Here is a 23,520-nt window from a genome sequence, read left to right as displayed (position 1 = left end):
GGTATATTAATGACGAACAAGTGCTTCGTCAACTTTTTTTTGCATATTTATCGTCACCTGATTAATCAATGAACGATCTTGTTAATGGTTATTTTGTTCTTCGAGTCGCTTTTGCCATAAGCAATTTCCTTTACTTTTTTTATGTAATAATTGAATGTAATCAAGGTGTGCTTGTAATTCGTCTTCATTTGGCTGTAAGCATGTTAAATTTTGTGCAAAATTGACCGCACTTTGTATCTGTTCTTGCTTGGCTGCGATAATCACTTCAGGCTCGTTTTCATCAAATAAACTGGTTTGTCCACCCGTCATTGTTAAGTAAACATCGGCTAGAATCTCTGCATCCAGTAATGCGCCGTGTAACGTTCGTTTACTGTTATCAATACCGAGTCGATCACAAAGAGCATCTAAGCTATTGCGTTTACCTGGGTACATTTGGCGTGCCATTTGTAAGGTATCTGTGACTAAACAAATATTGTCAGTGTTGATATTTAAATTGAGCTTTTTAAATTCATAATCCATGAAGCCCACATCGAAGGGAGCATTATGTATCAGTAATTCTGCTCCTTGAATGTAATCAATGAATTGTTGCGCAATTTCATTGAAACTTGGCTTGTCTGCTAACATTTCATCTGTAATCCCATGGACTTTGACGGCTTCTGGATCCACAGGGCGATCTGGCTTGATATATAAGTGAAAGTTATTACCTGTGAGACGTCGGTTAATCATTTCGACGGCCCCTATTTCGATGATGCAATGACCTTCGTAATGTGCGCCAAACTGGTTCATACCTGTAGTTTCGGTATCCAGTACAATTTGGCGAGTTGGATTGATTGATACACTCATTTTTCTTATCTATATATTTGGCTTAATTTCAGTTATGATTCTGGTTTAATTCCGAATTGTAACAAAGATTATGCAAAAACAAATTGAAATTTTTACAGATGGTTCTTGTTTAGGCAATCCTGGCGCAGGTGGGATTGGGATATTATTGCGTTATAAACAACATGAAAAACAGATTTCAAAAGGCTATTTTTTAACAACAAATAATCGGATGGAATTATTGGCTGTGATTGAGGCGTTAAACAGCTTAAAAGAACCTTGTATAGTGACTTTACACAGTGATAGTCAGTATATGAAAAATGGGATCACAAAATGGATTTTTAACTGGAAGAAAAATAATTGGCGGGCAAGTACGGGTAAACCAGTAAAAAACCAAGATTTGTGGATAAAATTAGATCAAGCTATCCAGCCTCATACGATCAATTGGCAATGGGTTAAAGGGCACTCTGGGCATATTGAAAATGAAATTTGCGATCAGTTAGCCAAAGCTGGTGCGGAAAATCCGACTTTAGCAGATACAGGTTATCAGCCAGAGTAAAACGTTATAGAAATTGACCGTACTTTTGTTATTTAAGCGAGATAGTTTGTCGCTATGAGCTTAAACATATCTAAATTTTTTATGCATTAATAAATGTAAGTAATTAGTGTTGTGCCTAAATTCATGTATATGAGTAGAATTGATATACATAAATTTTTTATCGTATAAAATACGTACTTTTCAATGATGTTAAAAAATGCAGGGAAAAAATGAAAAAAAATCTTATCACAGCCTCTCTTTTATTTGCTTTACCGAGTTTCGTTTTTGCTCAAACTGAGCTTCAACCGATCAATGTTTATTCTGCTTATGCTGTACCAGTCAGCCAAGATAAAACAGCTTCGTCTGTGACAGTTTTAACAGAGAAAGAATTTTCAGCACGTAATGCAACTTATGTGAGTGATGTATTAAAAACGGTCCCTAGCGTTGCATTAGGGATGAGTGGTGGACGTGGTACATTGACCAGCCTGTTTCTACGTGGAGCAAATTCAAATCAAACAGCGGTAATTATTGATGGCGTAAAAATGAAGCCTGCTTCTAATTTGGGCTTTGATTTCGGTGGCTTAAGCTTGAGTAATATTGAACGTATTGAAATTTTACGCGGTGAACAATCGGCTCTTTGGGGCAGTGATGCTATGGGGGGTGTCATTTATATCACAACAAAGAGCGGGCTTTATCAAGAAAAACCTTTCCATCTTGATGTTGATCTCGGTATGGGGTCCCATGGGACATTTGATGCTTCAGCGACACTTTCTGGTTACAAACAAGGATTGTATTACGCACTACATGGTGCTAGCCATTATACTAAAGGGATTTCTGCATTAAGTACGAACAAATTCTCTTATACTTCAAAAACGGGTAATGCGTTTTCAACAGGTGGTGCAGTAGAAAAAGATAAATTCCAACGTGATAATGGTGCCTTTCGTATTGGTTATGATGATAATCATAAAGGCATTGAGTTTTTCGCATCCCATTCTTCACAAACGGTGCATTTTGATGAAACTTATGATCGTTCAGAAACATTTTACGATGATCAGACTCGCACACGTGAAACTTTATTTAAGTTGAGTGGTTATGTTGGAAATGAGCAAGAATTATTTAAGCAAAAAGTCATCTTGAGTAACTTGAAAACGGATAGCGATACCTTTACAACAGAAAATCTTTATGATCCTACTACCTATGCCAAAATAGGTACGGTGCCAAGTAAAAGTGCTTACGATGCGAAAAAAATGGCAGCGAGTTATCAATTAGATGTCAATTTTGATCGTGAAGGTGCGGTAACGCAAGCGGTCAGCGTTTTAGCTGAGTATCAACATTCAAGTTATGATTCGAGTCATTACGCGAATGGTAAGAAAACATTAATCGAGAAAAGTATTGCCGCGGAATATCGTTTGTTAACGGAAACTGATCATAGCTTAGCCTTAAGTGGACGTTTTACAGATAATACACCTTATCAAAATGCCTCTACTGGGCGCATTGCAGGTGCGTACCGCCTATCGCCAAATTTCCGTGCCCATGCTAGTTTCGGAAGTGCTATTCAAAATCCCACTCTAATTGATTATTATGGTTATTTTGGTAATTATCGCGGTAATCCTAATTTAAAGCCTGCTAAAAGTTTGGGTGGAGATGTTGGCTTATTAATGGAAAGTCATGATAAACGCCAGAGTTTAGATATCACTTATTTTGCGCGTAATGTGAAAGATTTTATCGCTAATAACCGTACTTATACTTCATCAATTAATCTTGATGGTACAACTAAAGTAAAAGGGGTAGAGGTCGTGTATAGCGGCAAGTTAATGGAGCTTTTGACAGCTTATGCAAATTACACATTCACCCAAACAAAAGACAGTCAAAATGTTGAATTGCCTCGTCGTCCGAAACATTTAGCGAATGCTGGCTTCACTTATCAAATGACACCAGCACTCAGTAGCGATTTTAATATTTCCTATGTAGGTAAACGTTTGGATACTTATCCTCAAGCAACTAAATTACCTTCTTATACTTTAGTGAATTTAGGTGCGAATTATCAGTTTGCTAAAAACGTGACGGTTTATGTAAACGTAAATAACGTTTTTGATAAAAAATATGAAAATATTCTTGGCTATGGGCAAGATGGTCGCAATGTTTATGTTGGCTTAAAAGGATCATTCTAACCTGAACGGGCGTGGGAACACGCCCTTTTGTTATGTTCAAAATTCTGAAAATAGTTACCGCACTTTTATTGACTATCAGCACAGCACAAGCAGCACAGTTTGTATCGCTTAATCTTTGTGCAGATCGCTTATTGATCGAACTTGCTCGTACTGAACAAATTGCTGCAATGTCGAATTATTCAGCTAACTCGCTGATGATGCTAGATAAAGTCAATGTTGATAAACCGCAAATTGAAACAAAATTAATCGATTTATTACCTTATTTAGATAAAACCTTGTTGATTAACGAACAGTTTTATCCGCAATTAGTGGAAAAATTACGATCTTTAGGCGTAAAAGTAGAAAATATCGTAGATCCACAAACGCCAGAACAGCTGTTTGCGCTAATTTTACGCCTAGGCAAACTCACTGATAACCAACGCAAAGCAGAACAGTTAGTTAAACAGCTTAAATTGCAACATTTTCAGTTAAAACTACCATTTACACAAACTCTGATGCTATCGGATACAGGCATTGTAGAAAGTCAGTTTCAACCCTACCGCACTTTACTTGATTTACTCGGGCTATTACCACTTGAGACAGGCTTAACCCAACAAAATTTTTCCTTGGAAAAATTATTACTCAGTCAGCCCAATGTACTTATCCGTCTTACAGATAAACAAGGTTACAATGAACAAGCAGAACTGGTTAATCATCCCATTTTGCAAAAAATCTTCCAAAATCGACCGCTTGCCACAATTCCACTTAAATATAGCTACTGTTTTGATCATGGACTATGGCTAGGAGTGGAACAAATTTATCAGCAACTGAATAAAATAAACGACAAAAAATGATACAACCTAAAACCCTAAACCTCATTTTATTGCTAACATTGCTCGCCTTAATTTCGTTTGCCTGTGGCTATCAGCTTAGTCAATTTACCGCACTGGCTAACGCAGAAGGTATTTTGACTGATATGCGTTCGCTAGTGTTGTCGGATATTCGCCTACCACGTATTTTATTAGCGGTACTCACAGGAGCAAGCCTTGCTCTGGCTGGTAATGTGATGCAAGGGATTTTCCAAAATCCGCTGGCAAGCCCCGGATTATTAGGCAGTGCCAATGGTGCAACCACTGCTAGCGTTTTTATCCTCTATTACTTCTCAGCTCCTTTTACGATACTGCTATTTGGCGGCATTTTAGGTGCATTATTGAGCTTTCTCATCGTCTATTTCATCGCCCGAAATTACGGTTCAACCATGATGATTTTAAGTGGGGTAGCGGTCAATATGTTACTGGGTTCGACGATTGCCTTACTACTTTCCAACGCCCAAAGCCCTTGGGCATTAGCGGAACTTTACCGTTGGTTACAAGGCTCGTTAATCTGGGCAAAATTAGATACCTTGTTGATTTCCTTACCCATTGTGGCGCTCGGCATCGCTTGCATTTACAGCCAACGCCGTTATGTTGATTTACTCACCTTCGGCGAAGAAACGGCTAGCACAATGGGCATAAACCTAAAGCGTAGCTTTTTTATTACCACTTTCGGTGTAGCGTTGTTAGTGGGGGCAACCATTCCCCAAACGGGTACTATCGGATTTATCGGCTTAATTGCACCGCACTTTGCTCGTATCTTGCTTAAAAAACGCCCTTCACAGCTTTATCTCACCAGTAGCCTTATTGGTGCGTTATTACTGTTAATCGCCGATCTCGGCATTTTATATCTGCCATTTTTCTCGCATATCTACATCGGCACGCTTACCGCCATTATTGGAGCACCAGTGTTGATTTGGATTTTGCTCACGCAACAGCAGAGGCTTTATGATTAACGTTGAAAATCTGAGCTTACCCTATGGTTTAAAGAATGTAACTTGCCACATTCCACAAGGCAAACTTGTTGGCATTATGGGAGCAAATGGCGCGGGAAAATCTACACTATTAAAAGCCATCGCGGGGATTTTGCCCTTATCCGCGAAGCAAACAAGCGGTCAAATTTGGCTAAATTCTTGCAAATTAAGCTCAATGTCCGCCTCACAAAAAAGCCAGCAGATCGCCTATCTCGCTCAAAATACCGCCATTTATTGGGATTTATCTGTCTATGATGTCATTGCTCTCGGCTTATCGTCCCCACTGAAAAAAAGTGATGAGCAGCAAAAAGTGCGGTCAATTTCACAAAAGTTTTCTGTTGAACATCTGCTCGACAAACCTTTCCAACAGCTTTCAGGTGGTGAAAAAACCAGAGTTCAACTGGCTCGTTGTTGCATTAAAAACAGCCTCATTTTACTGGCCGATGAACCCATTGCTTCGCTCGATCCTTATTATCAAATCGACATTATGCAACAGCTCAAAGCTCTCACTCCTGAACAAACATGCGTAGTGGTTATCCATCATTTATCTCTAGCTTATCGTTTTTGTGATGAAGTGATCTTACTTAAAAACGGCGAAATCATTGCGGCAGGCGAAACGCAAGCGGTGTTAAATCCACAAAATCTCGCAAAAGGGTTTGGGATTAGGGCAGAAGTGGATAGGGAAAGAAAAGAAATTTTAGGCATAGATAAATTAAAAATTGAGTGCTAAAACAAACTCTGTTGCCCAATTAAAAACTCAGGTTTAGCTTTGATTGAAAACCCGTATTCGGATAAATAGCCTTTTAAGCTCTCAATATTGTAGAAAGAATGGCTTTTGGTGGTGTTTTGGAAATAGAGATAGAGTTGGTCGAATGCATCTCTGCGTTGATGAAGTAACTTGGCTAAATATTGTAATTCGCTTTCACTATAACGGTAGTCGTGGCGTTCTGCCGCTGATTGCGCTTTCCACCAATTTGGATTACGACCATGTAGGCGTAAATAAGCAGTGCGTTGATTAGCGTAAAATTGAAAAGCGGGCAAGCCGATATTCTGGGGATAATCCACATTACACCAAATCAAATTTTGTTTACCTTGAAAATAATCCAGTACAGATTGGATATGCCAACTGGCATGGCGAAATTCAATGGCTAAGGGATAGCCCTCAAACCAAGACACCAATTCTGCAAGATAATAACGATTGGCTTGAGTGCGTTCAAAACTCGAGGGAAACTGGATAAACAAATTCGCTAAACACTCTTGTTCTACCAACGGCTGTAACGCATTTAAAAAGGCTTCCGCCTGTTGTTTAAGTGCGGTGCGTTTATGGCTAAAATCCTGATGCAATTTCACCGAAAATTTCAACCGCTCTTTTGCCTTTTCCACCATACCCTGCAATGCCTTCGCCCCAATTGGTGCGTGAAACGTGCTATTGATTTCAATGGCATCATAGTGCTGGCTATAAATCGTCAAAAAATCCGATTTATCTGTACGAAATGGATAAAGTGTACCGATTAAATCCGTATCGCTATAACCGCCTGTGCCGAGGTAGATGTGGGGTGTTTGTATTTTACTATTCATTGGATTCTAAAGCGCCTTTTTGACTTTTCAACAAGCGGTCAAAATCACTTTCAAATTTGCGATCTTGAATAACACGGTATTTTTCAAACTCCGTTTCGGCATAAAGTTTTGCTTCATCAAAACTGATTTTACCTTTGTTGTCTAAAATCGGTAAATCATCCGCATTTAAGAAAATATCCAACCGTTTTGCCCAATCTTCCATTGTCATTGGAATTTGTCGTCTAGCACGACGTTCGGCAAGGTCTAAAAACGCATTGACGATAGCCCCCAAGTCTTTTAACTCTTCATTATTCAAGTAGTTCTTTGCTACCGACACATCGCTTTTTAAGATTTTTCCATCGGGCGATTTCGCCCAAGTGCTCAATCCCATATTCGGCTTATTGCTGTCTGCTCGTTCCCGAATCAATTCCGCTGCAGTATGTTGATGAATAGTGTAATGCAGTTTGTTTTGCACAGTAGCAAAAAACTGCTTGGTTGTGGGAGCATCTTTGTTGTAATCCACCGCTGTGGCATAAATATCCGTAATCTTCTGATAAAAACGGCGTTCCGATAAGCGAATTTCACGTATTTCTTCCAATAAACGTTCAAAGTAATCTTCCCCCAAGAAAGTTCCATTTTCCATTCGCTCTCGATCTAACACATAACCTTTCATCGAAAACTCACGCAAAATCTGCGTTGCCCATTGACGAAACTGTGTTGCCCGCAAGGAATTAACCCGATAGCCAACAGAAATTACGGCATCTAAATTATAGTGTTTAGTGTTGTAATTTTTGCCGTCTGAGGCAGTTATTCGGAAATTCCGAATAACTGAAAGTTCGTTAAGTTCTTCACTAGCAAAAATATGTTTTAGATGTTCATTAATTGTAGGCAATGATACTTCAAAAAGCTCAGCTATACGTTTTTGTGTCAGCCAAATTTCGCCATTTTCATAACGAACTTCAATACTTTGATCGCCAGTTTGATGAGTGAAAATCAAAAATTCAGCGGTGCTGTTACGGATAAGTTTGGTCATCATTAAATACCGTTGCAAAATTTTAAGTAAATTTAACCGCTTGTTGTGATTTTGTCGAATGGAAATATGAGATTTTCGACAGAGATCGCAAAATGCTTAATCTTTTAGATGAGAAGAAAAGACGGAATAAAAGGTAAGCGGTCAATTTTGGAGAAAAATTTGCAAATTTGGGGATAAAAGTGCTGTGGGAAATGTGGGAATTTTGGTTGTATAAATAAGAACAGATAGCGTTCGCCATAGACGAACGCTATCGGGGATTAACAGGAAAAAACTATGATATCCTTAATTGATAAATGAAGGTTATATTTTAAGGTTATTAAAAAGAATATTAATATCGTTTTTTATTGCTTGATATAATGCTAATGCCCAATGATTTTTTCTATGAGAATAAGTTTCTAACTTAATATCTAAATTATCGCTAATAAACTCTGATATAGGCTTATTCTTTTTTTTATGATGTTTAAGCTCATTGGTTATTTCGCTTAAATTATTAGAAGCTTCAATTGAAAATCTTTTATCTAACTTAAATTTATCAAAATGGAATTTAACTTTAGATTTTTTATCTTCCCGCCAATTATTAGGAGGTGAAACATAGTAATTTATGTGTATCACATTATCATTATCTAAATGGCATTGAGCAAATAACCATTGTTCTTCAAAAAAACAATTATCATCTAAATAAGGATGGATTAGTTGTTCATTTTTATTTTCTGGAATGAATGTAGATTTATAGCTTTGATTACAATCCTTGCATGAAGGGATTAGGTTGTAGGGTAGTATAGAATAATACCCTAATTTTGATTTAGGTAAAAAATGATCTAATTCCATTGGCATACCTATCCCCCCACAGTAAGGGCATTTTATTTTAGGGTTTTTAGCATTATTTATAAGTTCATCATAAAAACCACCACATCTTCTATCTCTAAAATAATCATAAAGCTCTCTCATATCATAGTTGGTTAATAAGTCTTTTGCTGTATTGCCTGCTATTTTTATAAAGTCGTTATTATTTAGAAAAAATAAGTTATGCTTAAATAGATTATTTGTTTTAGCATACTTTTCATAAAAATCAGCAACTCTTAACAAAGCGTCTTTATTTGCTAAAACTTTCAATTTCAAAGGAGAGGTAGATTTCATAGAATCATAACAAGAATCAATTATTTTAGAATAATGAAAATCTTGAGATAAATTTAATTTTATCATTTTATTTATCCTTTTGATTCTCTAAGTCTAATTAATGTTTTTAATAATATTTTCCCTTCTGAACCCAATTGATTGTTGTAACTTTGCATAATACTATCATAGCTTTCTCCTTTATTTACTGAGCTAGCTATTAATCTATGAAAGCCAGAGTTAGTAACCTCTAATCCAAATACTTCTCTTGTTAGTATTCCAACATTTTCTCCAAACGTTTCGATAGCTGGTCTAAAAGCATTAGTTGCTTTTCCTGTACGTTCTATTTTCCATACACAAGAGCTAGGTACTTCCTGTAAAACAATAGGAGAATGAGTTGCGATAATTGCAACACCATTTCTATTATCAAGTAAATTAGATAATGCTCTAATAAAAGCTGATAATAAAGGAGGATGTAAATGACTTTCTGGCTCATCAAGTAAAACGAGGGTTTTCTCTTCAACTTTTGCTACTAATTGAGTAATTATTAATAATATAGATGCATGTCCAGAACTCATATTTTTTATAGTGCTAATAATTTTATCTTCATTCCATGGTTCATCAATTAGAGCACATAAATTCATGGCAGCAAAGTTATCATCCGACTCTAAATTTTTAATAGCCGTAATCCAACGTTCTTTCTTTTCTTCAAAGGAATAACACACTTCAAATGAATCAATAAAATCATTTTGAAAATATTTATCTATATCCTTTAATTTATTAGCTCCATCCTTTAACCCTATATAGTAATAGTTTTCATCTGGTTTACTCTCAGATAAGAATGGATCAAAAATGCTAAATGATACGGCTATCAAATAACTAAAGTAGTCATTCGAAATTTTTTGATATTTTTCATCTTTATCAGATATTTGATAAGGGCTCGAACAACAGAAATCTCCATTATCACTTTTATCTTTAGTGATGAATGAGTTAATCATTCCATTTAATATAGTCGTTTTGCCAACGCCATTTCTACCAATAATAGCATGAATATTTGTTGCTGGTTTTTTCTCAGGATCGACTAAAAATGATAATATAATTTTGCCTACATTTTGTTGAGACTTTCTAACAAAATAGAAATTATATTCAGTTAATGGAGATTTATTTGCAAAAACTCTTGAAAATTGTTCTTTTAAAGTAATATCTCTAATTGTTCTCATTAGAGAAGTATTTAAAACATTTTCAGAACTAAATTTTTCAAATAAACTTATATTATAAGCAATATCGTTTAATCCCTCTAGAACAAATAATCCAACATTTCTATCTAGAGACCACAAATTTCTATAGAAATCAATATCCTGCCCTAAAGAAAAGAAATTGTCTGGTAGTTTTTTGAAAAAATTATTACTTAATTTACTAGATGTATAACCACTGTTTTGTCCTTTATAAGCAATTTTAATATTTCCAATAGAATGATTTTTCCCTGATTTATCTATAAAAGATAAAAAAAATGTAGTCTTATAGCCATAATCATCCCAATCACTTTGGGTTAAAAATATTACGTTATTTATATTAATCGGGATCTTTTTATTTTTAATAATTTGAAAGTTCATTATAGCTCCATTTTTATAAAAAAATTTAATATATTTATGATATCACTTCATCGCCACACTCAGCCATTTCAACATCGTCTTCTCATCCCAACCTTTCCGCTTGGCATAATCCACCGCTTGATCTTCATCAATGCGTCCTAAGGTAAAATAGTTACTCGCTGGGTGGGAGAAGTACCAGCCGCAGACGGAGGCAGCGGGCCACATAGCGTAGCTTTCGGTGAGTTTCATACCGATGCGTTGTTCTACTTCCAATAAATCCCAAATGATCTGTTTTTCGGTGTGTTCTGGGCAGCTTGGGTAGCCGGGGGCGGGGCGGATGCCGATGTATTCTTCACGAATTAAACGCTCGTTATCCATGGTTTCGTTTGAATAGCCCCAGACTTTGGTGCGAAGTTCAAAGTGAAGGTATTCCGCCATGGCTTCGGCTAAACGGTCGCCGACCGCTTGCAGTAAGATGGCGTTGTAGTCGTCCCCTGCGGCTTTGTAGCCTTCCACTAAGTTGTGTTCTTCAATCCCTGCACAAACGGCGAACATACCGAACCAGTCTTGCTGTCCGCTCTCTTTATCGGCGATAAAGTCGCTCAAGCAAAGGTTATATGGACTTTTGCTGTTTTTGCCCCGTTCGGTTTGTTGGCGTAGGTTATAGACTTTGCCCACTGGCGAAGTGCGGTCGGAATTTGCAAAAATTTCAATATCATCGCCAGCTCGACAAGCTGGGAAAATCCCCATTACACCACTTGGGTTGAGTTTGCCATTTTGCTCTAATTCGTCTAACACTTTTTGGGCATCATTCCATACTCGGCGAGCTTCTTCTCCCCCTTCAGGATAATCAAAGGCATCAGGGTAACCACCCATTAAGCCCCATAACATAAAGAATGGCGACCAGTCGATAAATTTGCGTAAGGTGGCAATAGGCACGTTTTTATATTCGATAATACCCGTTTGTTTTGGTTGCGGCACTTTATAATTCGCCCATTCGCCCGCAAAGGCATCAAAGCGATTGGCTCTTGCCTCTTCAATCGGTAACTGTTTGCGTGGGGCTTTTTTGTTGGCAAAGGCATGCTGAATTTGTTCATATTCCTTTTTCATTCGCTCCCACAATTCCGCTTTGGTGTCTGGGTTCATCAAGGCAGCACAAACGGTTACCGCACGAGAAGCGTTGGTGGTGTAAACCACTTCGTGCTTATATTTTGGATAGAGTTTAATCGCTGTATGTTCTTTTGACGTGGTCGCTCCGCCAATCATCACCGGCAGATTTAAGCCTAAACGGGTCATTTCGCCTAAGAAATATTCCATTTCATCTAAAGACGGGGTAATCAAACCACTTAAAGCAATCACATCGGCTTTTTCTCGAATGGCGGTGTCGATAATTTTATCCGCAGGCACCATCACGCCTAAGTCAATCACTTCAAAGTTGTTACATTGCATCACCACGCTGACAATATTTTTACCGATGTCATGCACATCGCCTTTCACCGTTGCAATTACCACTTTGCCTGCCGACGAGCCTTTCTGTTTGGTGGCGTTGATAAATGGCTCTAAGTAAGCCACTGATTGCTTCATCACTCGAGCAGATTTTACCACTTGCGGTAGGAACATTTTACCATCACCAAACAGCTCGCCGACCACATCCATACCGTCCATTAACGGCCCTTCGATCACTTCCAATGGCGAGCTAAATTTCAAGCGAGCTTCTTCGGTGTCTTCAATAATATGATTGGTGATCCCTTTGACTAAAGCATGTTTCAAGCGTTCTTCTACGTTCCAAGTTCGCCACTCGGCCACACTGTTATCTTCCTGACGAGCGGTCGAATTTCGGTATTTTTCTGCAAGTTCGATAAGCTGCTCGGTAGCATCTGGGTGACGGTTTAGCACCGCATCTTCAATGATGTTACGCATTTCAGGATCGAGATCATCATAAATCGCCAACTGCCCAGCATTGACGATCCCCATATCCATGCCTTGCTTAATGGCGTGATAAAGGAAAACGGCGTGAATTGCTTCACGCATCACATTATTGCCTCGGAATGAGAAAGAGACGTTAGACACACCGCCCGAAATTTTGGCGTGCGGTAGGCTCTGTTTAATTCGCCCTACGGCATTGATGAAATCCACACCGTAGTTGTTGTGTTCTTCAATTCCTGTACCGATAGCGAAAATGTTTGGGTCAAAAATAATATCTTCAGGCGGAAAGCCCACTTCATCCACTAAAATGCGGTAGGCTCTGGTACAGATTTCTACTTTGCGATCTTCTGTATCTGCTTGCCCCACTTCATCAAACGCCATCACCACCACAGCCGCACCATAACGGCGAACGAGCTTGGCTTGTTGAATAAATTTTTCTTCCCCTTCTTTTAAGGAAATCGAGTTCACGATTGCCTTGCCTTGCACCACTTGCAAGCCTGCTTCAATCACTTCCCATTTGGACGAGTCAATCATTACTGGTACTTTTGCTGCATCAGGTTCCGTCGCCATAATGTTTAGGAAACGCACCATACATTTTTCCGAATCGAGTAAGGCTTCGTCCATATTGACATCGATCACCTGTGCGCCGTTTTCCACCTGCTGAATGGCAATTTCAATGGCTTCGGCAAATTTTTCTTCTTTGATTAATTTCTTAAATTTAGCCGAACCCGTTACGTTATTACGTTCTCCCACATTGACGAACAGGCTATCTTCATCAACGGTTAATGGCTCAAGCCCAGATAAACGCATAGCGGTTTTAATTTCTGGGAGCTGACGTGGTTTGATGCCTTCCATCGCTTCACTAAAGGCTTTAATGTGTTCAGGTGTTGTCCCACAGCAACCGCCGACAATATTCACAAAACCTTGTTCCGCCCATTCTTTTAAATGTGTCGCCATTTCTTCCGCCCCTAAATCATAGCCACCAAAGGCATTTGGCAAGCCTGCGTTAGGGTGAACAGACACATAGGTTTCGCTGATTTTCGACATAGCTTCTACATATTGACGAAGCTCTTTCGGGCCTAAGGCACAGTTCAAGCCAAAGGTAAGCGGTTTAACGTGGCGGAGAGAATTGTAGAAAGCTTCGGTGGTTTGTCCCGAAAGGGTTCGCCCAGAGGCATCGGTAATGGTACCTGAAATCATAATTGGTAAGATTACGCCCAATTCTTCAAACACTTGGTCAATAGCAAAGGCAGCCGCTTTAGCGTTTAAGGTATCGAAAATGGTTTCGATCATAATGAGATCCGAACCGCCTTCAATTAAACCTCGAGTGGCTTCCGCATAGGCATCTACCAATTCCATAAAGGTGACGTTACGAAAACCAGGATCGTTTACATTCGGTGAAATAGACGCTGTGCGGTTGGTTGGGCCTAAAATCCCTGCCACAAAACGAGGCTTTTCTGGGGTACTGTATTTATCTGCTGCCAAACGAGCCAATTTCGCCCCTGCAAAATTGAGTTCATAAGCAATGGATTGTAATTCATAATCGGCTTGGGCAATAGTGGTTGAGCTGAAGGTATTGGTTTCAATAATATCAGCTCCAGCCGCCAAATATTTCTCGTGAATGGCTTTAATCAACAACGGTTGGGTTAGAGTTAATAAATCGTTATTGCCACGCAAATCAATTAGGCTATTTTTAAAACGCTCACCACGAAAATCTGCTTCAGTGAGTTTATATTTTTGGATCATCGTCCCCATCGCGCCGTCTAGAATGAGGATTCGTTGTGCGAGCAGATCTTTAAGTTGTTGTGTTTGATTTTTCAAAAGTATAGTGTCCATTTTTGAGAGTTTTATCAATGAAATGAATAATAAAAAGCCACTATAACGCTGTCAAATTTTATCTTTTGTTTTATATCAGAATGAGATGAAACCAAAATAAGGTTATTTGTGGTACTCTCGTGCGCCAAAAATAGCGGTACCAATTCGCACCATTGTCGAACCACATTTAATTGCACTAGCCATATCATCGGTCATGCCCATCGAAAGAGTGTCAATTTGAGCCTCTGGTAGTGCTTGTTGTAACGCTATAAATAAGCTTTTCATTGCATTAAAGGCGTGTTCTTGTTGTTGAGGATCATCTGTTGGTGCTGGAATTGCCATTAAACCTCGTAAGCGTAAGTGCGGTAAGTTTTGGATGTGCTTTGCTAACACCAGCATGTCGTTTGGTGTAATACCTGATTTGCTGTTTTCATCGCTAATATTAATTTGAATTAAAACATTTAATGGTGCTTTGTAATAAGGACGTTGTTCGTTTAGCCGATCAGCGATTTTTATACGATCGAGTGTTTGCATCCAGTCAAAGTGTTCTGCGACTAAACGTGTTTTATTCGATTGTAATGGACCAATAAAATGCCATTCCAACTCGATATTTTGCTGTTGAAAATAAGCGATTTTATCAATACCTTCTTGTACGTAATTCTCGCCAAATGCGGTTTGACCCGCTTGATAGGCTTGATAGATATCTTCGACAGTTTTTGTTTTCGAAACAGCTAATAATTTGACCGCACTTTGTGGGCGATTAGCTTGGGTTAAATAGTGATTTATTTGAGTTTGAATTTGCGTAATATTTTGTTGGATTGTCATACAGAGAGTATCCTATGCGGAAATCGTTTGCGATTGTCATTGAATGAAAAAATATTAGCTATATTACAAGAACTTGTTGGATTTTAAAAATTTATAATATTTTTGCATTTTCCGTTTGACAACCCCAGTAAATTTAGGTATTTCTTACACATTCTTTTTTATTTTTAACTAAGATGATGAATAAACGCACTTCAGTAACGATGATTATGATGACCACCACTATTATTATGATGAATAGTGCGGGTTAGTGCGTAGCAAAAAGATCGAATTCGACAAAACCCGTACTCAGTAAAAAGTGCGGGTTTTTTTATCAAATTTTTATAATATTTTAAAATTCACAACATCTAGGAGATTTGATTATGCGTGTATTAAAATTCGGAGGCACTTCCTTAGCCAATCCAGAACGTTTTTCTCAGGCAGCACAACTTATTGAAAAAGCACATTTTGAAGAACAAGCCGCAGGAGTTTTATCCGCACCTGCTAAAATTACCAACCATCTTGTTGCCCTTTCTGAAAAAGCCAGTTTAAACCAACCTACCGATACGCATTTTGATGAAGCCTTAGAGATTTTTTATCGCATTATTCATGGATTACACGCAGAAAATAATAAATTTGATCTTGTAGGGATGAAAGCCCTCATTGATGAAGAGTTTGCACAGATTAAAGCCGCTTTGGACGACATTCGTCAACAAGGCTTTGTTTCAGATGCGGTGAAAGCTACGATTGATTGTCGTGGTGAAAAATTATCCATTGCGATGATGAAGGCATGGTTTGAAGCACGCGGTTATGAAGTTACTCTCATCAATCCTGTGGAGAAATTATTAGCGCATGGCAGTTATTTAGAGTCTTCCGTTGATATTGAAGAATCGACTAAACGTGTAGATGCAAAATCTATTCCAACCAAAAATGTGGTTTTAATGGCAGGGTTTACCGCGGGTAATGAAAAGGGCGAATTAGTTTTATTAGGTCGTAATGGTTCTGATTATTCGGCAGCTTGTTTAGCCGCATGTTTAGGCGCGAGTGCTTGTGAGATTTGGACTGATGTAGATGGGGTATTTACTTGTGATCCTCGTTTAGTCCCTGATGCGCGTTTATTACCAAGTTTATCTTATCGCGAAGCGATGGAGTTGTCTTATTTTGGTGCAAAAGTGATTCATCCGCGTACGATTGGTCCTTTAGTACAAAGTAATATCCCTTGTTTAATTAAAAATACAGGTAACCCAACTGCGCCTGGCTCAATCATTGATGGCAATGTGAAATCTGAGCAGCTACAAGTCAAAGGGATTACCAATTTAGATAATGTAGCTATGTTTAATGTTTCTGGTCCAGGTATGCAAGGGATGGTGGGCATGGCTGCACGTGTTTTCTCTGCAATGTCAAATGCTGGTGTGTCAGTTATTTTAATTACTCAGTCTTCTTCTGAATACAGTATCAGTTTTTGCGTACCTGCTAAATCAGTAGAAGTTGCAAAACTGGCGTTGGAAAAAGAATTTGAGCAAGAGTTGAAAGCAAATGCGCTTGAGCCAGTTGATGTGATTAAAGATCTCTCTATTATTTCAGTTGTAGGTGATGGAATGAAACAAGCGAAAGGGATTGCTGCACGTTTCTTCTCTGCACTTGCCCAAGCTAATATCAGTATTGTGGCTATTGCACAAGGCTCATCTGAGCGTTCAATCTCTGCAGTTGTTTCGTTAAACAAAGCGATTGAAGCAGTGAAAGTGACACATCAAGCCTTATTTAATAATAAGAAAGTAGTGGATGTCTTTTTAGTTGGTGTTGGTGGCGTTGGTAGTGAATTAATCGAACAAATTAAAAATCAAAAAGAGTATTTAGCAAAAAAAGATATAGAAGTTCGAGTTTGTGCGATTGCTAATTCAAATAAAATGTTGCTGAAAGCGGATGGATTATGTTTAGAAAACTGGCAGGCTGAATTGGAGAATGCAACTCAGCCCTCTGATTTTGATGTATTGCTTTCATTTATTAAGTTACATCATGTTGTTAATCCTGTCTTCGTTGACTGTACTTCGGCAGAATCTGTATCGGGGTTATATGCCAGAGCTTTAAGCGAGGGATTTCATGTTGTGACACCAAATAAAAAGGCCAATACTCGTGAATTAGCCTATTATAATGCATTACGTGAGAATGCGCGGAGTAATCAACGAAAGTTCTTATATGATACTAACGTCGGTGCGGGTTTACCTGTGATTGAAAATTTGCAGAACTTATTAGCGGCAGGTGATGAGGTAATAAAGTTTAACGGTATTTTATCGGGATCATTGTCGTTTATTTTTGGTGAGTTAGAAAATGGGCTTTCGTTATCCGCAGCGACGGCACTTGCCAGGGAGAAAGGTTTCACTGAGCCAGATCCAAGAGAAGATTTATCGGGGCAAGATGTGGCACGTAAGCTCCTTATTTTGGCTCGTGAAACGGGGTTACAGCTAGAGTTAACGGATGTCGAAGTAGAAAGTGTTTTACCAGCTGGTTTTGCAGAAGGAAAAACTACGGCTGAGTTTATGGCGATGTTACCTGAATTAGATAGTGAATTTGCTGCACGAGTTGAAAAAGCTAAATCAGTAGGTAAAGTCTTACGTTATGTTGGGCAAATTGAAAACGGCAAATGTAAAGTTTCTATTGTAGAAGTGGATGCAGATGACCCATTATTTAAAGTAAAAAATGGGGAAAATGCCTTGGCTTTCTATACACGTTATTATCAACCAGCGCCATTACTCTTACGCGGCTATGGTGCGGGTAATGCAGTCACAGCGGCGGGTATTTTTGCTGATATTTTAAGAACACTACAATCTTAATTGGATAAATACATGGGAAAAAATATGCTTAGAATTTATGCACCTGCATCAAGTGCAAATTTAAGTGTGGGATTTGATACCTTGGGTGCGGCGGTGTCTCCTATTGATGGTTCATTACTAGGTGACGTGGTGCAAGTTGAAGCAATCACTGCTGGATTTGAGCTAGAAAGTGCGGGTTATTTTGTACGTAAATTGCCCAAAGAACCACAAAAAAATATTGTCTACCAAGCTTATGTTTTATTCAGTGAACGTTTAAAATTGCGTGGTTCTTCAGTTCGCCCATTGCGGTTAACGCTCGAAAAAAATATGCCAATTGGGTCTGGTCTTGGTTCGAGTGCTTGTTCAATTGTGGCAGCATTAGTTGCGTTAAACCAATTTCATCATGAGCCTTTCTCTAAGATGGAACTGTTAGAAATGATGGGTGAGCTAGAAGGACGTATTTCGGGATCAATTCATTATGATAATGTCGCCCCTTGCTATTTAGGTGGTGTGCAGTTAATGGTGCAGTCTTTAGGAAATATTTGTCAGAGACTACCATTTTTTGATGATTGGTATTGGGTGTTAGCGTATCCTGGAATTGAGGTGTCGACTGCAGAAGCACGTGCTATCTTACCAAAGAGTTATACACGTCAAGATGTGATCGCACAAGCGCGCCATTTAGGAAGTTTTGTGCATGCTTGCCATACTAAACAAGCACAGCTTGCAGCATTAATGATGAAAGATGTCATCGCGGAACCTTATCGTGAAGCGTTATTACCGCATTTTGCTGAGGTAAAACAAGCTACCCGAGATCTAGGTGCATTATCAACAGGTATTTCAGGATCTGGACCAACAATATTTGCTATTGCGCCTGATTTAACGACAGCTATGAAATTATCGACCTATTTAGAACATCATTATTTACAAAACAACGAAGGCTTTGTGCATATTTGTAAAGTCGATAACGAGGGTGCAAGAGCACTAGGTTAAGCATTAGGTTAATTGAGAAAACGGAAAGTTATATGAATTTATACAACATCAAACACCCAGAAGAACAAGTAAACTTTGCACAAGCTGTACGTCAAGGTCTTGGCAAAAATCAGGGGTTATTTTTTCCCGAGAATATACCGCACTTTGATGATATTGAAGCATTATTAGCATTGCCATTAGTGGAACGTAGTCAAAAAATTCTTGGTGCATTAATTGGCACAGAAATCACTGAACAACAATTGGCACACATGGTACAAAATGCGTTTACTTTTCCTGCTCCTGTAGTGAAAGTTGAAGAGGGGGTGTATGCCTTAGAATTATTTCATGGACCAACATTAGCGTTTAAAGATTTTGGCGGCCGTTTTATGGCACAAGCCTTAGCAACAGTACGTGGTGATGGAAAAATTACAATTTTAACGGCCACTTCGGGGGATACGGGGGCTGCTGTTGCTCATGCATTTTATGGGCTAAAAAATATTGATGTAGTGATTTTATATCCACAAGGCAAAATCAGCCCGCTACAAGAGAAATTATTTTGCACATTAGGTGGCAATATTCGTACTGTAGCCATTCAAGGTGATTTTGATGATTGCCAAGCTTTAGTAAAACAAGCCTTTGATGATGTTGAATTGCGTCAGGCGATAGGTTTAAATTCAGCTAATTCAATTAATATTAGTCGTTTGTTAGCACAAGTCTGTTACTATTTTGAAGCATTAGCACAATTGCCAAAAGAAGTGCGTGATAATGTTGTGGTTTCAGTACCAAGTGGTAACTTTGGTAATTTAACAGCAGGATTAATTGCAAAATCATTAGGGCTCCCAATCAAACGTTTTGTGGCTTCAACGAATGTGAATGATACTGTACCGCGTTATTTACGTAGTGGTGATTGGCAACCAAATGATACTGTAGCAACTTTGTCTAATGCAATGGATGTAAGTCGTCCAAATAATTGGCCTCGCGTAGAAGAATTATTTAAACGTAATGGTTGGGCATTATCTGACTTGCATTCTGATGCCGTAAACGATAATGAGACAGAGCAGACTTTACAACAAATGCACGAGAAAGGTTATTTGTGTGAGCCACATGGTGCAGTAGCATATCGAGTATTGAAACAGGATCTCCAGTCTGGAGAAACAGGACTGTTCCTTTGTACTGCACATCCTGCAAAATTTAAAGAAAGTGTAGAACGTATTTTACAACTTGAATTAGATTTACCTGAAGCGTTAGCAAAACATGCAAAATTGCCATTATTATCCGATGTAATGGAAAATGATTTTGCTGCATTGAGAGCGTATTTATTGAAATAAAAGTGATTTCCCCTCTTTTTATCAAAGAGGGGAAATGTTGTCTTCAGTGATGGATACTTATTACCTCGTAAGCTAGTTCAAATGATGCTGAATGAAAGAAGACGGAAAAGAGATTTTAAATGAGCACGTTTATTGCTTACGCTAACATCAACCAATCCTATCCTCTAGAGACTATTCCTTCTGAATTGTTAAGTGAGAAGCTTCGCCAACCATTAAAAAACCATAATCAACGCGTAAAAACACGTCATCGCTGTCGTTGGGTCGCACATTTTTTACTATGGAAATTACTTAAAATTTCGCAAAAACCAACCGCACTTTTAAAGTATATTGACTATACTGAAAGCGGCCGCCCACAGTTACCTGTTGATGACATTGATTTCAATATTAGTCATTCTGGTGATTGGGTGGCAGTTATTTTACAGATCACATCTCAAGGGAAAAGTGCGGTAGGAATTGATATTGAATATCCAAACAAACAAAGGGATTTTGCAGCGTTATTAGCACATTTTTCCCCTCCGCGAGAGCAAGTATGGTTTCAGCAACAGCAAGATAAAGAAGCCGCTTTTTACTTAAGTTGGTGTTTACGTGAGGCGGTATTGAAATCACAAGGAGTGGGCATTGTGAAACTATCCGAGGTAAATCATGACCCTATATTACACCATATTAGTTGTGATTATTGTCCATCGGGTCAGCTAATTTTTAGTCAAGAATTGCCTTTTTATTTAGCTTTTTTCGTTAATCATACTCAACAAACCGATTTTTGTTATTTTATGTGGGATGGGCAGCAATTAGTGAGAAGATTATTACCTAAAACACACCATTATTTGGTTAATAAAAGTCATGAAGATGAGATTTAAGGTTGAGTTGTTAAGCTTTTCCGTACAGGAATCTATTTTCAAATATATAAATGAATAGGCCGTTTTACGATTCACTTTTTAGTTGTACTTTAAATTGTAAAAAATATCCCCATATACTAGCGAGTTTCGTTAGACTTAATCACATATTTTGTTTAGACTGTGAAAATTTGTTTAAGCAAGTAACAATTTTTTGACAAATGGAGAACGTAATGTCATTGAACGGTTCAGATCAAGATCCTTGGGGTAAGCCAGGACAGAAAAAGCCAGAAAATCATCGTCCTGATAATGAGAATGGGCAATCCAATTGGAACGATAATTCACGTGGCAAACAAAATAATCAAGAACAGTCGCCACCAGATATTGAGGAGATGTTTAATAATCTTCTGAAAAAACTGGGTGGTACTGGTAATGGTGGGAAACGTAATAATTCAAGTCAGTCTCCTTCACTTAATCTAGGGAAGTTATTACCTGTCGCTGCAGTTGTTGCTGCACTGGTTTGGGGTGGAAGTGGTTTTTATACAGTAAAAGAAGCGGAACGTGGTGTTGTAATGCGTTTTGGCGAATTACATTCCATTGTACAACCTGGTTTAAACTGGAAACCAACCTTTATTGATCGTGTGATCCCTGTTAATGTGGAGCAAGTGAAAGAATTAAGAACCCAAGGGGCGATGCTTACACAAGATGAAAACATGGTGAAAGTCGAAATGACCGTACAATACCGTGTACATGATCCTGCGAAATATTTATTTAGCGTGACTAACGCTGACGATAGTTTGAACCAAGCAACAGATAGTGCTTTACGCTATGTGATTGGTCATATGTCCATGGATGATATTTTAACCACAGGTCGTTCAGTAGTACGTGAAAACACTTGGAAAACTTTGAATACTATTATTGAGTCTTATGATATGGGGCTTGAGGTTGTTGATGTTAACTTCCAATCTGCTCGTCCGCCAGAAGAAGTAAAAGATGCATTTGATGATGCTATCAAAGCACAAGAAGATGAGCAACGTTATATTCGTGAAGCAGAAGCCTATGCACGTGAGCGTGAGCCAATTGCTCGTGGTGATGCACAACGTATTTTAGAAGAGGCAACCGCTTACAAAGATCGTGTGGTGCTCGATGCAAAGGGGGAAGTAGAACGTTTTGAGCGCTTATTACCTGAGTTTAAAGCTGCGCCAGAATTACTGCGTGAGCGCTTGTATATTCAAACGATGGAAAAAGTGATGGCAAATACGCCTAAAGTGATGCTTGATGCAAACAGTGGTAATAATTTGACAGTGTTGCCTCTGGAACAAATTTTAAAAGGGCAAACTTCAATGAAAGCAAAAGCAGGTCAAGAGAATCTAGAACAAAACCGTCCTGTGATGCGTATTGAAACACAACCTGCTATGCCTTCACATTCAGTTCCGTCAACAAGACAAGAGAATACTCGCCAAGGGAGATTTAACTAATGCGTAAATTTTTAACTCCAGTTATCCTGATTATTGCGGCAATTTTGTATTCTAGTATTGTCATTGTATCAGAAGGAACTCGTGGCATTATGCTTCGTTTTAGTAAAGTACACCGTGATGCAGATAATAAAGTTGTTGTGTATAACCCTGGTTTACATTTTAAAATTCCATTTATTGATTCCATAAAAATTCTAGATGCACGTATTCGTACTCTTGACGGTCAAGCAGATCGCTTTGTAACGGTAGAGAAAAAAGACTTATTAGTTGATTCTTACGTTAAATGGCGTATTAGCGATTTTGGTCGTTTTTATACCGCAACGGGTGGTGGTGATTATGCACAAGCCTCCAATTTATTACGCCGTAAAGTCAATGACCGTCTACGTTCTGAAATTGGTTCACGTACCATTAAAGATATTGTCTCTGGTACGCGTGGTGAATTAATGGAAGGTGCTCGTAAAGCACTGAATACAGGAGCGGATAGTACGGCTGAGTTAGGTATCGAAGTGGTTGATGTGCGTGTGAAACAAATTAACTTGCCAGATGAAGTATCATCATCTATTTATCAGCGTATGCGTGCAGAGCGTGATGCAGTAGCGCGTGAACATCGTTCACAAGGTCGTGAGAAAGCTGCTTTTATTCAAGCAGATGTTGATCGTAAAGTGACGCTCATTTTGGCGAATGCTAATAGAACTGCACAGGAGTTACGCGGTGCAGGTGATGCAACCGCAGCTAAAGTATTTTCTGATGCCTTTTCACAAGATCCACAATTTTATAGTTTCTTGAGAAGTTTGAAAGCTTATGAAAGTAGCTTTGCAAATTCAGAAAATATGATGATTTTAAAGCCTGATAGTGAATTTTTCCGTTTCATGCAGGCGCCAACTAAATAATTATTGTGTCAATAAAAAAGGCGTT

Annotated in this window: 18 protein-coding genes; 11 read left to right on the top strand and 7 right to left on the bottom strand. The window is 38.5% G+C overall.

The features are described 5' to 3' along the window. Window positions 1-81 precede the first annotated feature (81 nt). Window positions 82-843, bottom strand: a complete 762-nt coding sequence (dnaQ, locus tag DYE19_RS06425; protein ID WP_115323016.1) for a DNA polymerase III subunit epsilon — start codon at window positions 841-843, stop codon at window positions 82-84. Window positions 844-913: 70 nt separating this feature from the next. Here dnaQ and rnhA point away from each other — a divergent pair, with 70 nt between their 5' ends. The 5 genes from rnhA (at window position 914) to DYE19_RS06400 (ending at window position 6,083) form a co-directional block, all read left to right on the top strand. Continuing rightward, a complete protein-coding gene (rnhA, locus tag DYE19_RS06420) occupies window positions 914-1,378 on the top strand; it encodes a ribonuclease HI (RefSeq protein WP_115323015.1) in 465 nt (154 codons plus the stop codon). A 209-nt stretch (window positions 1,379-1,587) separates the two neighbouring features. After that, window positions 1,588-3,528, top strand: coding sequence for a TonB-dependent receptor plug domain-containing protein (locus DYE19_RS06415; protein ID WP_115323014.1), 1,941 nt, complete (start codon window positions 1,588-1,590; stop codon window positions 3,526-3,528). Between the two features lie 32 nt (window positions 3,529-3,560). After that, window positions 3,561-4,361 (top strand): substrate-binding domain-containing protein, encoded by an 801-nt coding sequence (locus DYE19_RS06410; protein WP_115323586.1) that lies wholly within the window; start codon window positions 3,561-3,563, stop codon window positions 4,359-4,361. After that, window positions 4,358-5,335: a FecCD family ABC transporter permease gene (locus DYE19_RS06405; RefSeq protein ID WP_115323013.1), complete on the top strand. Its 978-nt coding sequence runs from the start codon at window positions 4,358-4,360 to the stop codon at window positions 5,333-5,335. Before DYE19_RS06410 ends, DYE19_RS06405 begins: the two co-directional genes overlap by 4 nt. Next, a complete protein-coding gene (locus DYE19_RS06400) occupies window positions 5,328-6,083 on the top strand; it encodes an ABC transporter ATP-binding protein (protein WP_115323012.1) in 756 nt (251 codons plus the stop codon). Before DYE19_RS06405 ends, DYE19_RS06400 begins: the two co-directional genes overlap by 8 nt. On the opposite strand, the gene DYE19_RS06395 is transcribed toward DYE19_RS06400, so the two are convergent. The 6 genes from DYE19_RS06395 to DYE19_RS06370 form a co-directional block, all read right to left on the bottom strand. Further along, window positions 6,080-6,919 (bottom strand): DUF72 domain-containing protein, encoded by an 840-nt coding sequence (locus DYE19_RS06395; protein WP_115323585.1) that lies wholly within the window; start codon window positions 6,917-6,919, stop codon window positions 6,080-6,082. The two genes, DYE19_RS06400 and DYE19_RS06395, sit on opposite strands and share 4 nt — an antisense overlap. A gap of 4 nt (window positions 6,920-6,923) precedes the next feature. Next, the gene (locus DYE19_RS06390; RefSeq protein WP_218017981.1) at window positions 6,924-7,943 is read right to left on the bottom strand and encodes a virulence RhuM family protein; all 1,020 of its coding nucleotides are present in this window, start codon (window positions 7,941-7,943) and stop codon (window positions 6,924-6,926) included. Between the two features lie 300 nt (window positions 7,944-8,243). Further along, window positions 8,244-9,146, bottom strand: coding sequence for an HNH endonuclease (locus DYE19_RS06385; RefSeq protein WP_115323010.1), 903 nt, complete (start codon window positions 9,144-9,146; stop codon window positions 8,244-8,246). Between the two features lie 5 nt (window positions 9,147-9,151). Further along, window positions 9,152-10,669 carry an AAA family ATPase gene (locus DYE19_RS06380; protein WP_115323009.1) on the bottom strand — a complete coding sequence of 506 codons (1,518 nt, stop codon included), beginning with the start codon at window positions 10,667-10,669 and terminating at the stop codon, window positions 9,152-9,154. Between the two features lie 42 nt (window positions 10,670-10,711). After that, the gene (gene metH / locus DYE19_RS06375) at window positions 10,712-14,410 is read right to left on the bottom strand and encodes a methionine synthase (protein WP_115323008.1); all 3,699 of its coding nucleotides are present in this window, start codon (window positions 14,408-14,410) and stop codon (window positions 10,712-10,714) included. A 102-nt stretch (window positions 14,411-14,512) separates the two neighbouring features. Next, window positions 14,513-15,214, bottom strand: a complete 702-nt coding sequence (locus tag DYE19_RS06370; RefSeq protein ID WP_115323007.1) for a YggS family pyridoxal phosphate-dependent enzyme — start codon at window positions 15,212-15,214, stop codon at window positions 14,513-14,515. A gap of 359 nt (window positions 15,215-15,573) precedes the next feature. On the opposite strand from DYE19_RS06370, the gene thrA reads away from it, so the two are divergent. From thrA to hflC, 6 genes are all read left to right on the top strand, one after another. Next, a complete protein-coding gene (gene thrA / locus DYE19_RS06365) occupies window positions 15,574-18,021 on the top strand; it encodes a bifunctional aspartate kinase/homoserine dehydrogenase I (protein ID WP_115323006.1) in 2,448 nt (815 codons plus the stop codon). A 24-nt stretch (window positions 18,022-18,045) separates the two neighbouring features. Next, complete coding sequence (gene thrB / locus DYE19_RS06360) at window positions 18,046-18,990, top strand: homoserine kinase (protein WP_115323584.1); 945 nt, start codon at window positions 18,046-18,048, stop codon at window positions 18,988-18,990. A gap of 32 nt (window positions 18,991-19,022) precedes the next feature. Continuing rightward, window positions 19,023-20,297 (top strand): threonine synthase, encoded by a 1,275-nt coding sequence (gene thrC, locus DYE19_RS06355; RefSeq protein ID WP_115323005.1) that lies wholly within the window; start codon window positions 19,023-19,025, stop codon window positions 20,295-20,297. A gap of 119 nt (window positions 20,298-20,416) precedes the next feature. Then, a complete protein-coding gene (locus DYE19_RS06350) occupies window positions 20,417-21,154 on the top strand; it encodes a 4'-phosphopantetheinyl transferase family protein (RefSeq protein WP_115323004.1) in 738 nt (245 codons plus the stop codon). A 209-nt stretch (window positions 21,155-21,363) separates the two neighbouring features. Beyond that, window positions 21,364-22,608, top strand: coding sequence for an FtsH protease activity modulator HflK (gene hflK, locus DYE19_RS06345; RefSeq protein ID WP_160531330.1), 1,245 nt, complete (start codon window positions 21,364-21,366; stop codon window positions 22,606-22,608). Continuing rightward, window positions 22,608-23,495, top strand: coding sequence for a protease modulator HflC (gene hflC, locus DYE19_RS06340; RefSeq protein WP_049216203.1), 888 nt, complete (start codon window positions 22,608-22,610; stop codon window positions 23,493-23,495). Before hflK ends, hflC begins: the two co-directional genes overlap by 1 nt. The last annotated feature ends 25 nt before the right edge of the window (window positions 23,496-23,520 follow it).

The organism is Pasteurella canis, from assembly GCF_900454865.1.
Classification (GTDB): Bacteria; Pseudomonadota; Gammaproteobacteria; order Enterobacterales; family Pasteurellaceae; genus Pasteurella; species Pasteurella canis.
This window is presented reverse-complemented; position numbering and strand designations above follow the sequence as displayed.

What these genes read in the sequence shown, in the direction of transcription:
- dnaQ (WP_115323016.1), bottom strand. Translation starts at nt 843, where the DNA reads ATGAGTGTATCAATCAATCCAACTCGCCAAATTGTACTGGATACCGAA.
- rnhA (WP_115323015.1), top strand. Translation starts at nt 914, where the DNA reads ATGCAAAAACAAATTGAAATTTTTACAGATGGTTCTTGTTTAGGCAAT.
- DYE19_RS06415 (WP_115323014.1), top strand. Translation starts at nt 1,588, where the DNA reads ATGAAAAAAAATCTTATCACAGCCTCTCTTTTATTTGCTTTACCGAGT.
- DYE19_RS06410 (WP_115323586.1), top strand. Translation starts at nt 3,561, where the DNA reads ATGTTCAAAATTCTGAAAATAGTTACCGCACTTTTATTGACTATCAGC.
- DYE19_RS06405 (WP_115323013.1), top strand. Translation starts at nt 4,358, where the DNA reads ATGATACAACCTAAAACCCTAAACCTCATTTTATTGCTAACATTGCTC.
- DYE19_RS06400 (WP_115323012.1), top strand. Translation starts at nt 5,328, where the DNA reads ATGATTAACGTTGAAAATCTGAGCTTACCCTATGGTTTAAAGAATGTA.
- DYE19_RS06390 (WP_218017981.1), bottom strand. Translation starts at nt 7,943, where the DNA reads ATGACCAAACTTATCCGTAACAGCACCGCTGAATTTTTGATTTTCACT.
- DYE19_RS06385 (WP_115323010.1), bottom strand. Translation starts at nt 9,146, where the DNA reads ATGATAAAATTAAATTTATCTCAAGATTTTCATTATTCTAAAATAATT.
- DYE19_RS06380 (WP_115323009.1), bottom strand. Translation starts at nt 10,669, where the DNA reads ATGAACTTTCAAATTATTAAAAATAAAAAGATCCCGATTAATATAAAT.
- metH (WP_115323008.1), bottom strand. Translation starts at nt 14,410, where the DNA reads ATGGACACTATACTTTTGAAAAATCAAACACAACAACTTAAAGATCTG.
- DYE19_RS06370 (WP_115323007.1), bottom strand. Translation starts at nt 15,214, where the DNA reads ATGACAATCCAACAAAATATTACGCAAATTCAAACTCAAATAAATCAC.
- thrA (WP_115323006.1), top strand. Translation starts at nt 15,574, where the DNA reads ATGCGTGTATTAAAATTCGGAGGCACTTCCTTAGCCAATCCAGAACGT.
- thrB (WP_115323584.1), top strand. Translation starts at nt 18,046, where the DNA reads ATGCTTAGAATTTATGCACCTGCATCAAGTGCAAATTTAAGTGTGGGA.
- thrC (WP_115323005.1), top strand. Translation starts at nt 19,023, where the DNA reads ATGAATTTATACAACATCAAACACCCAGAAGAACAAGTAAACTTTGCA.
- DYE19_RS06350 (WP_115323004.1), top strand. Translation starts at nt 20,417, where the DNA reads ATGAGCACGTTTATTGCTTACGCTAACATCAACCAATCCTATCCTCTA.
- hflK (WP_160531330.1), top strand. Translation starts at nt 21,364, where the DNA reads ATGTCATTGAACGGTTCAGATCAAGATCCTTGGGGTAAGCCAGGACAG.
- hflC (WP_049216203.1), top strand. Translation starts at nt 22,608, where the DNA reads ATGCGTAAATTTTTAACTCCAGTTATCCTGATTATTGCGGCAATTTTG.